At 68.7% G+C, this 13181-nt stretch carries 11 protein-coding genes and 1 pseudogene; 11 read left to right on the forward strand and 1 reads right to left on the reverse strand.

From position 1 onward, the window contains the following. The first annotated feature begins 37 nt into the window (after window positions 1-37). The 10 genes and pseudogenes from ACOI2T_RS15390 to ACOI2T_RS15435 all read left to right on the forward strand — a co-directional run. Window positions 38-889 carry an IclR family transcriptional regulator gene (locus tag ACOI2T_RS15390; protein WP_409501845.1) on the forward strand — a complete coding sequence of 284 codons (852 nt, stop codon included), beginning with the start codon at window positions 38-40 and terminating at the stop codon, window positions 887-889. Window positions 890-932: 43 nt separating this feature from the next. After that, on the forward strand, window positions 933-1982 hold the full coding sequence (gene argC, locus ACOI2T_RS15395) for an N-acetyl-gamma-glutamyl-phosphate reductase (protein ID WP_409501846.1): 1050 nt from the start codon (window positions 933-935) through the stop codon (window positions 1980-1982). Further along, a complete protein-coding gene (gene argJ, locus ACOI2T_RS15400; RefSeq protein WP_085149825.1) occupies window positions 1979-3208 on the forward strand; it encodes a bifunctional glutamate N-acetyltransferase/amino-acid acetyltransferase ArgJ in 1230 nt (409 codons plus the stop codon). Before argC ends, argJ begins: the two co-directional genes overlap by 4 nt. Beyond that, entirely contained in the window at window positions 3205-4083 is an 879-nt protein-coding gene (gene argB, locus ACOI2T_RS15405) for an acetylglutamate kinase (protein ID WP_409501847.1), read from the forward strand. The genes argJ and argB overlap by 4 nt, the downstream gene beginning before the upstream one ends. Continuing rightward, window positions 4080-5252: an acetylornithine transaminase gene (locus ACOI2T_RS15410; protein ID WP_409501848.1), complete on the forward strand. Its 1173-nt coding sequence runs from the start codon at window positions 4080-4082 to the stop codon at window positions 5250-5252. Before argB ends, ACOI2T_RS15410 begins: the two co-directional genes overlap by 4 nt. Then, window positions 5249-6172 (forward strand): ornithine carbamoyltransferase, encoded by a 924-nt coding sequence (gene argF, locus ACOI2T_RS15415; protein ID WP_409501849.1) that lies wholly within the window; start codon window positions 5249-5251, stop codon window positions 6170-6172. The genes ACOI2T_RS15410 and argF overlap by 4 nt, the downstream gene beginning before the upstream one ends. Before the next feature lie 19 nt (window positions 6173-6191). After that, window positions 6192-6674 (forward strand): arginine repressor, encoded by a 483-nt coding sequence (locus tag ACOI2T_RS15420; RefSeq protein ID WP_067852683.1) that lies wholly within the window; start codon window positions 6192-6194, stop codon window positions 6672-6674. 17 nt (window positions 6675-6691) lie between these two features. Next, window positions 6692-7906 carry an argininosuccinate synthase gene (locus tag ACOI2T_RS15425; protein ID WP_409501850.1) on the forward strand — a complete coding sequence of 405 codons (1215 nt, stop codon included), beginning with the start codon at window positions 6692-6694 and terminating at the stop codon, window positions 7904-7906. 106 nt (window positions 7907-8012) lie between these two features. After that, entirely contained in the window at window positions 8013-9440 is a 1428-nt protein-coding gene (argH, locus tag ACOI2T_RS15430) for an argininosuccinate lyase (RefSeq protein WP_409501851.1), read from the forward strand. Window positions 9441-9462: 22 nt separating this feature from the next. Further along, window positions 9463-9828, forward strand: a pseudogene (locus ACOI2T_RS15435) (alpha/beta hydrolase); the annotation flags it as partial. Window positions 9829-10326: 498 nt separating this feature from the next. On the opposite strand, the gene ACOI2T_RS15440 reads toward ACOI2T_RS15435, so the two are convergent. After that, on the reverse strand, window positions 10327-12105 hold the full coding sequence (locus tag ACOI2T_RS15440; RefSeq protein WP_409501852.1) for an ABC-F family ATP-binding cassette domain-containing protein: 1779 nt from the start codon (window positions 12103-12105) through the stop codon (window positions 10327-10329). 185 nt (window positions 12106-12290) lie between these two features. On the opposite strand from ACOI2T_RS15440, the gene ACOI2T_RS15445 reads away from it, so the two are divergent. Next, a complete protein-coding gene (locus ACOI2T_RS15445) occupies window positions 12291-13181 on the forward strand; it encodes a phosphate/phosphite/phosphonate ABC transporter substrate-binding protein (RefSeq protein ID WP_409501853.1) in 891 nt (296 codons plus the stop codon).

Below are 13181 nucleotides of genomic sequence, written 5' to 3' on the forward strand. Positions count from 1 at the left end.
CGGAGCCCCTCCCGGGGGCGCGGGGAAGGAGTGGAAGATGAGGGGCGTGACCACGGGTGGGGAGACGGGCGGCGACCGCGCCGAATCGCGGCGCAACGGCGTGCAGTCGATCGACCGCGCGGTCGCCATCCTGCGGTGTTTCGACGGGCGCAGGCCCGAGCTCGGTATCAGTGAGATCTCGCGCTCGACCGGCCTCTCGACCAGCACGGTGCACCGGCTGCTCGCCGCGATGCAGGAGAACCACCTGGTCAGGCAGACCGGAACCAAGCGCTACGGGCTCGGCCCATTCCTGCTGCAGCTCGCCAACTCCGGTGCCATGCCGCGCACGCTGCGCGAGGCCGCCCTGCCCTTCATGACCGAGCTTCGCGACGAGTTCGACGAGACCATCGGCCTGCATGAGTTGCTGCAGTCCGGACACCGCATCGTCGCGGCCCAGGTCGAGAGTCACCAGGAATTGCGCCGCACCTACACCGACATCGGCGTGCCCATCAGGCTCGCGTACGGCGGGCCGGGCAAGGCGATTCTGTGTGCGCTGCGGGACGATGAGCGGGCGCGCCATCTCGCCGAGCCGATCGATCGGCTGACGCCGAGTACCGTGACCGATCCGGCCGACATCGAACGTGAGCTCGCCGAAACCCGGGCCCGTGGCTATGCCGAATCGAACGGGCAACGCACCGTTGGCATCTGCGCGGTCGCCACGCCGGTGTTCGACCACACGCAGCAGGTGGTCGGTGCGATCGGCGCGTCGGTTCCCGCGGTGCGGATGAGTGCGGAGCGGATGGCCGAGATCGGCTGCCGGGTGCGCGAGGTGGCCTGGCGGCTGTCGACGGCGTTGGGGGCGACGGCAGAAGGGGTGCACGCGCTCGTGCCGGACCTCCGGCTCGGGTGACGCTCGCGCCCGTATTAATGAGTTTGCGTTCGCATGCATAACAATGCAGAATCGCTGCATGACATCTGTAGCGGTGGCGGGTGCCAGCGGTTATGCGGGTGGCGAGATTCTACGGTTGCTTCTCGGTCACCCCGCATATGCCGACGGCCGATTGACCATCGGGGCGCTGACCGCGGCCTCGAGTGCCGGTACCAGTCTGGCCGAACACCACCCGCACCTGCTGCCGTTGGCGTCGCGCGTGCTGGAGAACACCGACGTGTCGGTGCTCGCCGGCCATGACGTGGTGTTCCTGGCGCTGCCGCACGGCCACTCGGCGGCCCTGGCCGAGCAGCTCGGTCCGGACACCCTCATCGTGGACTGCGGCGCGGACTTCCGGCTCACCGACGCCGCCGATTGGGAGCGGTTCTACGGCTCGGCGCACGCCGGAAGCTGGCCGTACGGGCTGCCCGAACTACCCGGTGCGCGGGAGCGGTTGCGCGGCACGAAGCGGGTCGCCGTGCCGGGTTGCTATCCGACCGCCGCACTGCTGGCCATGCTGCCCGCCGTCGCCGCCGACCTCGTCGAGCCCGCGGTCACCGTGGTGGCCGTCAGCGGCACGTCGGGCGCAGGCAGATCGGCCAAGGTCGACCTGCTCGGTTCGGAGGTCATCGGCTCCGCGCGTGCCTACAACGTCGGCGGCAAGCATCGGCATACGCCCGAGATCGCGCAGGGCCTGCAGGCCGTCACGGGCAAGAAGGTGACCGTGTCGTTCACCCCGGTGCTCATCCCGGCATCCCGGGGGATCCTGGCCACCTGCACGGCGCGGACGTCGGCCACCACATCGGAGATCCGGGCGGCCTACGAAAAGGCTTATGACGCAGAGCCGTTCATATATCTGCTGCCCGAGGGGCAGCTGCCGAAGACCGGTTCGGTGATCGGCAGCAACGCCGCGCAGCTGGCAGTGGCCGTAGATGAAGACGCGCAGACACTCGTCGCGATCGCCGCGATCGACAATCTGGTGAAGGGCACCGGTGGCGCCGCGGTGCAGTCGATGAACCTTGCGCTGGGCTGGCCGGAGACCGAGGGATTGTCGATCGTGGGGGTGGCACCGTGAGCTCGCAGGCGACGTCGGACACCAAGCTGATCCGCACGCAGGGCGTCACGGCACCGGCCGGATTCCGTGCCGCGGGCATCGCCGCCGGTATCAAGGCTTCCGGTGCGCCGGACCTCGCGCTCGTGTTCAACGAGGGGCCCGACTACGCCGCGGCGGGTGTGCTCACGCGCAACAAGGTCAAGGCCGCGCCGGTGTTGTGGACCAAGCAGGTGCTGACCACCGGCAGGTTGCGCGCCGTCATCCTGAACTCCGGTGGTGCCAACGCCTGCACCGGCCCGCTCGGGTTCCAGGACACGCATGCGACCGCCGAGGCCGTGGCCGCCGCCCTGAGCGACTGGGGCACCGAGACCGGCGCGGTCGAGGTCGCGGTGTGCTCGACGGGCCTGATCGGTGATCGGCTGCCGATGGACAAGGTGCTGGCCGGGGTCACCGAGATCGTGCACGAGCTCGCGGGCGGGCTCAGCGGCGGTGACGACGCCGCGCGCGCCATCATGACCACCGACACCGTGCCGAAACAGGTTGCGCTGCACCATTCCGTGGCATCGGGCGAGAACTGGACGATGGGTGGCATGGCCAAGGGCGCGGGCATGCTCGCTCCGTCGCTGGCCACCATGTTGTGCGTGCTCACGACCGACGCCGTCGCGAGCCCGGACGCCCTCGACACCGCGCTGCGCCGCGCCACCGCACTCACCTTCGACCGGCTCGACGTCGACGGCAGTTGTTCGACCAACGACACCGTGTTGCTGCTGGCGTCCGGCGCGAGCGAGATCGCGCCGAGCCAAGACGATCTCGACGCGGCGGTGCTGCGGGTGTGCGACGACCTGTGCGCTCAGTTGCAGGCCGACGCCGAAGGTGTCACCAAGCGCGTCACGGTCACCGTCACCGGCGCGGCCTCCGAGGACGAGGCACTGGTCGCGGCCCGCACGATCGCGCGCGACAGCCTGGTCAAGACCGCGCTGTTCGGGTCCGACCCGAACTGGGGGCGGGTGCTGGCCGCGGTCGGCATCGCCCCGGTGACGCTAGACCCGGAGCGGATCAGCGTGTCCTTCAACGGTTTCCCGGTGTGCGTCGACGGCACCGGAGCACCCGGAGCGCGGGACGTGGACCTGTCGGGCGAGGACATCGCCGTCGTCGTCGACCTCGCGTCGGGTTCGGGTCGAGCCTCGATCCGCACCACTGATCTGTCCCACGGCTACGTCGAAGAGAATTCGGCGTACAGCTCATGAGCACACCGGCCATCGAGCGCGGGGTCAAGGCTCACGTGCTCGCCGCGGCGCTGCCGTGGCTCAAGCAACTGCACGGCAAGATCGTCGTCGTCAAGTACGGCGGCAACGCCATGACCGACGACACGCTCAAGGCGGCGTTCGCGGCCGACATGGTGTTCCTGCGCAACTGCGGCATTCACCCCGTGGTGGTGCACGGCGGTGGCCCGCAGATCAGCGCGATGCTCAAGAAGCTCGGTATCCCAGGCGATTTCAAAGGCGGCTTCCGGGTCACCACACCAGAGGTGCTCGATGTCGCCCGGATGGTGTTGTTCGGCCAGGTCGGCCGGGAACTGGTGGGGCTCATCAACGCGCACGGCCCGTACGCGGTCGGCGTCACCGGTGAGGACGCCCACCTGTTCACCGCGGTGCGGCGCAGTGTGACGGTCGACGGCGTGGCCACCGACATCGGCCTGGTCGGCGACGTCGAGCACGTCAACGCCGGGTCGCTGTTGGATCTCATTGCGGCAGGCCGCATCCCGGTCGTGTCGACCATCGCGCCCGATGCCGACGGCGTGGTGTACAACATCAACGCCGACACCGCGGCGGCCGCGCTGGCCGAGGCGCTTGGCGCCGAGAAGCTGGTCATGCTCACCGATGTCGAAGGTCTGTACACCAATTGGCCCGACCGCACTTCGCTCGTCAGCGAGATCGACACGGGCGCCCTGACGCAGCTGCTGCCGTCACTGGAATCCGGCATGGTGCCCAAGATCGAGGCCTGCCTGCGGGCCGTGACGGGCGGGGTGCCGAGCGCGCATGTCATCGACGGCCGCGTCGAACACTGCGTGCTGGTCGAGCTTTTCACCGACGAGGGGACCGGGACGAAGGTGGTGAAATGACACTGCAGGACCGCTGGGAAGCGGTGATGATGAACAATTACGGCACTCCGCCGCTGGCGCTGGTCAGCGGTCAGGGCGCCGTGGTGACCGACGCGGACGGCAAGGATTACCTCGATCTGCTCGGCGGTATCGCGGTCAACCTGCTGGGGCACCGGCATCCGGCGGTCATCGAGGCCGTCACCGCTCAGCTCAACACGCTCGGGCACACCTCGAACCTGTACGCCACCGAACCGGGTATCGCGCTCGCGGAAGCGCTCGTCGGGTATCTCGGAACCGCGGCCCGGGTGTTCTTCTGCAACTCGGGCACCGAGGCCAACGAGGTCGCCTTCAAGATCACCCGGCTCACCGGCAAGACGAACATCGTTGCGGCCCAAGGCGCATTCCACGGTCGCACGATGGGATCGCTCGCGCTGACCGGCCAGCCCACCAAGCAGGCCCCGTTCGAACCGCTGCCCGGCAACGTCACCCATGTGCCGTACGGCGACGTGGCGGCACTGCGGGCCGCAGTCGACTCGGACACCGCGGCGGTGTTCCTCGAGCCGATCATGGGCGAGGGCGGCGTGGTGGTCCCGCCGGCCGGCTACCTCGTCGCGGCCCGCGAGATCACCGCAGAACACGGCGCGCTGCTGGTGCTCGACGAGGTGCAGACCGGTGTCGGCCGCACCGGCTCCTTCTACGCCCATCAGCACGACGGCATCACCCCGGACATCGTGACCCTCGCGAAGGGCCTTGGCGGCGGCCTGCCGATCGGCGCGTGCCTGGCCGTCGGCCCCGCGGGTGATCTGCTCACCGCTGGCCTGCACGGCAGCACGTTCGGCGGCAACCCGGTGTGCACCGCGGCGGCGCTCGGCGTGCTCAAAGCGCTGGCCGATGAGGATCTGATCGCGCGCGCCGGGGTGCTCGGCAAGACGTTGAGCCATGGCATCGAGGAGCTCGACCATCCGCTGGTCGGCCAGGTCCGGGGCAAAGGCCTGCTGCAGGGCATCGTGCTGACCGCGCCGTCGGCCAAGGCCGTAGAGAGCGTGGCCCGCGACGCCGGGTTCCTCGTGAACGCGGCCGCGCCCGACGTCGTTCGGCTCGCGCCACCGCTGGTGATCACCGACGGCCAGATCGAGTCGTTCCTCACCGCACTGCCCGCCGTGCTCGACACCGCCGTGGAGGTTTCATGATCAGGCATTTCCTGCGTGACGACGATCTGTCGCCCGACGAACAGGCCGACGTGCTGGCGTTGGCCGCCGAACTCAAGAAGGCGCCGTTCTCGCGGCGCCCGCTGGAGGGTCCGCGCGGCGTCGCGGTCATCTTCGAGAAGAACTCGACGCGCACGCGGTTCTCGTTCGAGATGGGTATCGCCCAGCTCGGCGGCCACGCGGTCGTCGTCGACGGGCGCAGCACCCAGCTGGGCCGGGAGGAGACGCTCGAGGACACCGGTGCGGTGCTGTCGCGCTACGTCGACGCCATCGTGTGGCGGACGTTCGCACAGGAGCGGTTGACGGCCATGGCGTCCGGGTCGACCGTCCCGATCGTCAACGCACTGTCCGACGAGTTCCACCCGTGCCAGGTGCTGGCCGATCTGCAGACGCTCGCCGAACGCAAAGGCAAGCTGACCGGTCTGCGCATGACCTACTTCGGTGACGGCGCCAACAACATGGCGCACTCGCTCATGCTGGGCGGCGTCACCGCGGGCATCCATGTCACGATCGCCGCCCCGGCCGGCTTCGAGCCCGACCCGCAGTTCGTCGACGCCGCCCAGCGGCGCGCCGCCGAGACCGGGGCATCGGTCACGCTCACCGCCGACCCGAACGCCGCGGCCGACGGTGCCGACGTACTCGTGACCGACACCTGGACCTCGATGGGGCAGGAGAACGACGGACTGGATCGGGTGCGCCCGTTCCGGCCGTTCCAGGTCAACTCCGAGCTGCTCAAGCTCGCCGACCCGGCAGCCGTTGTGCTGCACTGCCTTCCGGCCCACCGCGGCCACGAGATCACCGACGACGTGATCGACGGACCGCAGAGTGCGGTGTTCGACGAGGCCGAGAACCGCCTGCACGCGCAGAAGGCGCTGCTGGTGTGGTTGCTGGAGAACCGGTGACCAGGCCAGTGGTAGGGACATGACGGCGGCGACCCGGGCCGGCAGGCAGGCCCGCATCGTCACGCTGCTGTCGTCGCACTCGGTGCGCAGCCAGAGCGAGCTGGCCACCATGCTCGCCGAGGAAGGCATCGAGGTCACGCAGGCCACCCTGTCGCGCGATCTGGAGGAGCTCGGCGCGGTGAAGCTGCGCGGCGCCGACGGCGGGGTCGGCGTGTACGTGGTGCCAGAGGACGGCAGCCCGGTGCGCGGGGTGTCGGGCGGCACCGAACGGGTCGCCCGGTTGCTGGGGGACTTGCTGGTGTCCACCGATGCCAGCGCTAACCTTGCCGTGCTGCGCACCCCGCCCGGGGCCGCGCACTACCTGGCCAGCGCCATCGACCGTGCTGCCCTGCCGTATGTCGTCGGCACCATCGCCGGCGACGACACCATCCTGGTGGTGGCGCGGGAGCCGATGACCGGTGCCGAGCTCGCCAGCACCATCGAGAACCTGAATCAGAGCTGAACCGAAGGAGATTGCTCATGCCACAAACGTCGGGGTCCGAACGCGTCATCCTGGCGTACTCCGGAGGTCTGGACACCTCGGTGGCGATCAGCTGGATCGGCAAGGAGACCGGCCGCGAGGTCGTCGCCGTCGCCATCGATCTGGGCCAGGGCGGCGAGGACATGGAAGTGGTCCGGCAGCGCGCGCTCGACTGCGGGGCCGTCGAAGCCGTCGTCGTCGACGCGCGTGATGAGTTCGCCGACGAGTACTGCCTGCCGACCATCAAGTCCAACGCCCTCTACATGGACCGCTATCCGCTGGTGTCGGCGATCAGCCGCCCGCTGATCGTCAAGCATCTGGTCAAGGCGGCCCGCGAGCACGGCGGCGGCATCGTCGCCCACGGCTGCACCGGCAAGGGCAACGACCAGGTGCGGTTCGAGGTCGGCTTCGCCTCGCTGGCCCCCGATCTGGAGGTGCTGGCCCCGGTTCGGGACTATGCCTGGACCCGGGAGAAGGCCATCGCGTTCGCCGAGGAGAATGCGATCCCGATCAACGTCACCAAGCGCTCGCCGTTCTCGATCGACCAGAACGTGTGGGGCCGTGCGGTCGAGACCGGCTTCCTGGAGCATCTGTGGAACGCCCCGACCAAGGACGTCTACGACTACACCGAGGACCCGACCGTCAACTGGAGCTCGCCCGACGAGGTCATCGTCGGGTTCGAGAAGGGTGTTCCGGTGTCGATCGACGGTCGGCCCGTGACGGTGCTGCAGGCCATCGAGGAGCTCAACCGGCGCGCCGGCGCCCAGGGTGTCGGACGGCTCGACGTGGTCGAGGACCGGCTCGTGGGCATCAAGAGCCGCGAGATCTACGAGGCGCCTGGCGCGATGGTGCTCATCACCGCCCACACCGAACTCGAGCACGTCACGCTGGAGCGTGAGCTCGGCCGGTTCAAGCGCACTACCGACCAGAAGTGGGGCGAGCTGGTCTATGACGGCTTGTGGTACTCGCCGCTCAAGCGCGCGCTGGAGTCCTTCGTCGAGCACACGCAGGAACACGTGACCGGCGAGATCCGGCTCGTGCTGCACGGCGGCCACATCGCGGTGAACGGCCGCCGCAGCGCGGAGTCCCTCTACGACTTCAACCTCGCCACCTACGACGAGGGCGACAGCTTCGACCAGTCCTCGGCCAAGGGCTTCGTGCACGTGCACGGGTTGAGCTCCAAGATCTCCGCCAAGCGCGACCTGGGCCTGTAACTTCGCACCGCGAGAACTTCGCACCGCGAGCGACCGTGTTTGTACGGCGACACGCCGCATTTTGACGTACCCACACGGTCGCTCGCGCGGCAGGAAGCTGGATGAGATGAGCACCAACGACGGAACCACCAACGAGGGTTCGCTGTGGGGCGGCCGGTTCGCCGACGGGCCGTCGGATGCCCTTGCGGCGCTGAGCAAATCGACGCATTTCGACTGGGTCCTGGCGCCCTATGACATCACGGCGTCCAAGGCACACGCGCGCGTGCTGTACCGGGCCGGGCTGCTCACCGATGAACAGCGCGACGGCCTGCTCGCCGGCCTCGACAGCCTGGGTTCAGACGTCGCCGACGGCAGCTTCGAGCCGCTCGTCAGCGACGAGGACGTGCACGGCGCACTCGAGCGCGGCCTGATTGACCGCGTCGGGCCGGATCTCGGCGGCCGGCTGCGGGCCGGGCGGTCGCGCAACGATCAGGTGGCCACGCTGTTTCGGATGTGGTTGCGCGACGCGGTGCGCCGCGTCGCCGACGGAGTGCTCGAGGTGGTCAACGCCCTCGCCGTCCAGGCCGCCGCGCATCCGACCGCGATCATGCCCGGCAAGACGCATCTGCAGGCGGCTCAGCCCATCCTGCTCGCCCATCATCTGCTCGCGCACGCGCATCCGCTGCTGCGCGACGTCGACCGCATCGCCGACTTCGACGACCGCACCGCCGTGTCACCGTACGGCTCGGGTGCGCTCGCCGGCTCGTCGCTCGGGCTCGACCCCGACGCCATCGCCGACGACCTCGGGTTCACCGCGGCGGCCGACAACTCCGTCGACGCCACCGCGGCGCGGGATTTCGCCGCGGAGGCGGCGTTCATCTTCGCGCAGATCGGGGTTGACCTGTCGCGGCTCGCCGAGGACATCATCCTCTGGAGCACAACCGAATTCGGCTACGTCACCCTGCACGACTCGTGGTCGACGGGCAGCTCGATCATGCCGCAGAAGAAGAACCCCGACATCGCCGAGCTCGCGCGCGGCAAGTCCGGGCGACTGATCGGCAACCTGACCGGTCTGCTGGCCACGCTCAAGGCGCAGCCGTTGGCCTACAACCGCGATCTGCAAGAGGACAAGGAGCCGGTCTTCGATTCGGTTGCGCAACTCGAACTGTTGCTGCCGGCGATGGCGGGCTTGGTCGCCACGTTGACGTTCGACGAGGCCCGCATGGCCGAGCTGGCGCCCGCGGGTTACACCCTGGCCACCGATATCGCCGAATGGCTTGTCCGCCAAGGTGTTCCGTTCCGGGTCGCGCACGAGGCCGCGGGCGCCGCGGTGCAGACGGCCGAGGGACGCGGGGTGGGGCTCGACGAACTCACCGACGACGAGTTCGCCTCGATCAACGTCGCGCTCACCCCGCAGGTTCGCGAGGTGCTCACCGTCGAGGGGTCGGTGAACGCTCGCAACGCGCGCGGTGGGACTGCGCCGATCCAGGTCGCCAAACAGCTCGGGGTGGTCCGGGAGTCGATGGCGGAGTTGCGGATCCGGCTGCGCCGATAGGCCCGTACGTACAGTGGCAGGCATGGCCGAACGGGTGGTGTTCCAATCCGGAGGATCCGACTGCGTCGGATACCTGCGACGTGCCGGCGATCGAACGGGTCCATGCGTCGTGCTGTGTACCGGGTTCGGTGGAACTCAGGACACCCCGTCGGTCGTGGCAACCGCCGAGGCATTCGCGGCGGCGGGATTTCACGCCATGACGTTCGACTACCGCAATTTCGGCGAAAGCGGTGGGCAGCCCCGCCAAGTCGTCGGCATCGAAGGTCAACTGGCCGATATCGCGGCCGCGGTCACCTGCGCGCGCGGCCTCGACCATGTCGACCGCAACCGCGTCGTGCTATGGGGAACCTCGCTCGGCGGCGGGCACGTGGTCACGTCGGCGGCCCGCGATCCCGCCGTCGCGGCGGTGATCGCCCAGATTCCGTTCAACGGGTTTCCCAAGAAGGTCGAGGGCCGCTCGACGCTGTCGACGTTGAAACTGCTCGGGGTCATGGCCGGTGATTGGCTGCGCGGCAGGTTGGGCCTGCCGCCGCACTACATTCGGGCGGTCGGGGGGCCGGGCGAGCTCGCGGTGATGACCGGCGCCGGGGCCCAGCGCGCCATCGCCGGCATGACGAGTCCGACTTGGCGCAACGAGGTGGCGCCCCGCGGGCTGATCGAGATGATGCGTTACCGCCCTGGAGATTTCGCGACGCGGGTGGCGTGCCCGTTGTTGGTGCATCGGAACCGAGGACGCCGAGACGACGCCCGAGATGGCAGGCGTGCTCGCCGCGGCGGCGCCGCGCGGCGAGCTGCTCGAATACCCCGTCGCGCACTTCGACTTCTACACCCGCGACGTCCGGGACCGGGTTGTCGCCGATCAGCTGGCCTTCCTGCGGCGCGTGGTCTAGGGCTGTTCCAGCTGCTCCGACAGCTCCAGCCAGCGAGCCTCGAACTCGGCCACCTGCTTCTCGAGTTCGCGCAGTTCCCCGGTGAGCCGGCCGAGGCCCATGTGGTCGGACTGGTCGTGTGCGGCGAGCTCATCGTGCTTGGCGGTGATCCGGTCGGAGAGCTTGGCCAGTGACCGGTCGATCGAGGCGATCTCTTTCTCGATGCTGCGCAGCTCGGCTCCGGACAACCCTTGTGCGGGAGTTGTTTCCGGCCGTGCCGACGGCGCGTCAGGACGCTGCGCCGACAGCCGCAGGTATTCGTCGACCCCGCCGGGGAGGTGGCGAAGGCGGCCGTCGAGGATGGCGTACTGCTGGTCGGTGATGCGCTCGAGAAGATACCGGTCATGCGACACCACGATCAGAGTTCCCGGCCAGGAATCGAGCAGATCCTCGGTCGCGGTGAGCATATCGGTGTCCACGTCGTTGGTCGGCTCGTCGAGCACCAGCACGTTGGGCTCGGACAACAACACGAGCATGAGCTGCAGCCGGCGCCGCTGACCGCCGGACAGTTCGCCAACCCGCGCCGACAGTTGTTCGCGCGCAAAGCCCAACCGCTCCAGCAGCTGCGCCGGGGTGAGCTCTTTGCCATCGATCTGGTAGCTGGTCTGCAACCGCCCCACGACTTCACGCACCATGTCGCCCGCGACGGCTTCAAGCTCGCGCGACTGCTGATCGAGGATCGCCAGCCGCACCGTCTTGCCGCGTTTGACCCGGCCCGACGTCGGTGTCACCGTCCCGGAGATCAAACCGAGCAGGGTCGATTTGCCTGTCCCGTTGGCGCCGAGGATGCCGGTGCGCTCGCCAGGGGCGATTCGCCATTCGATGTCGCGCAGCACTTCTCGGCCGTCATAGGCGACCGAGGCATCCAGCAGGTCGATGACGTCCTTACCGAGCCGGGCCATCGCAGCCCGGGACAGCTCGACGGTGTTGCGCAGAGGCGGCACATCCGAGATGAGCGCGTTGGCCGCATCGATGCGGAACTTGGGTTTGGAGGTTCTGGCCGGCGGTCCCCGGCGCAGCCAGGCCAGTTCCTTGCGCATCAGGTTCTGCCGCTTGGCTTCCGCGGCGGCGGCCTGACGGTCACGCTCCACGCGCTGCAGTACGTAGGCGGCGTAACCGCCCTCGAACGGCTCGACGATCCGGTCGTGCACCTCCCACGTCGCCGTGGCCACTTCGTCGAGGAACCACCGATCGTGGGTGATCAGCAACAGTCCGCCCGCGCCGCGCGCCCAGCGCTGCTTGAGGTGCTCGGCCAGCCAGGTGATGCCTTGAATGTCAAGGTGGTTGGTGGGTTCGTCGAGCGCGACCACGTCCCAGTCGTCGATCAACAGCGCGGCCAGTTGCACACGGCGCCGCTGACCGCCCGACAGCGTCCCGACGCGGGTGTCGAACGGGATGTCGGCCACGAGCCCGCCGATGACGTCGCGCACCCGAGGGTCGCCTGCCCATTCGTGTTCGGCCCGATCGCCCATGAGCGACCAGCCCACGGTCTTGTCCGAATCGAGGGTGTCGGTCTGGTCGAGCGAGCCGACGCGCAAACCGCCACGGCGCGTGACGCGGCCCGAGTGCGGGGCGATGCGGCCGGTCAGCAGACCGAGCAGCGTCGACTTGCCGTCACCGTTGCGTCCGACGATGCCGATCCGGTCGCCTTCGCTGACGCCGACGGTCACCGAATCGAAAACCACCCCTGTGGGGTACTCAAGATGCAGGGCTTCGCCCCCGAGCAGGTGTGCCATCGCCAGCCGACCCTATCGTCAGGCCACGAGCAGACCGCGAACAGGCCGCCCGCGCGCCGGGGCCGGCGCGCGGCACGCCCGCCACGAGAGGTTGCGGAAGGCGTCGGTCGCCGTTTACTTGCAGTTCGCAATGCTTATCTAGACATGTAGACACCAAATGGCGACGCGAAGAGATGGGAAGCCCGATGTCTGCACGCAAGATGGTCACAGGTGCGGTGGCGCTGTTGTCGGCGGCAGCGCTGACGGTCGGCTGTAGCAGTCCGTCGTCGGACTCGGCACAGCCCGGGACCGTCCGGATGGCGGTGACCGATCTTCAGGGCCTTGAGGAACTCCAACGTGAGTTCGGCGCCTTCGAGAAGGAGTTCGAGAAGCAGTCCGGGCTGAACCTCGAGTTCTTCGCCGTCACCGACCGGACGGCCGCCGCGGCCGCGTTGGAGGCCGACCGTGTCGACGTCGTGTTCACCGGGCCCGCCGAATACGTCGTGATCCACGAACGCACCGGCGCCCAGCCGATCGTCGCGATCGAACGCGACGGCTACCACTCGTGCATCTACACCAAGGCCGACAGCGGGATCACCGAACTCGGGCAGCTGCGCGGAAAGAAGGTCGCCATGTCCGACGTCGGCTCGACGAGCGGTCACCTCGGACCGTCGCAGATGCTCGTCGACGCGGGAATCGAACCGACCTCCGAACTCGAGGTGCTCACCGTGGGCGACGCCGTGCACGAGTCCCTCAAACGCGGTGACGTCGCCGCCGTCGGCATCGGCTATCACGACTACGAGGAATTCATGGGCACCGACGACCCGGCGCAGTATCGGATGCTCGCCGAGGGCCCCACATTGCCGCCGGATCTCCTGATGGGCCGCGAAGGCCTGGACGAACAGACGGTCACGACGATTCGCGACACCTTCAACGAGCACTTCGACACCCTGCTGCCCGCGATGCTCGAAGGCAAGGACAACGCCAAGTACGAGAACGCCAAACTGGTTTCGGTCACCGATGCCGATTACGACGAGGTGCGGTCGATGTACCGCGCGGTCGGCGTCGACGACTTCTCCGAATTCCTGGGCGACTGA

This window comes from Mycolicibacterium wolinskyi str. Jessa 2025 (assembly GCF_049241375.1).
Classification (GTDB): domain Bacteria; phylum Actinomycetota; class Actinomycetes; order Mycobacteriales; family Mycobacteriaceae; genus Mycobacterium; species Mycobacterium wolinskyi.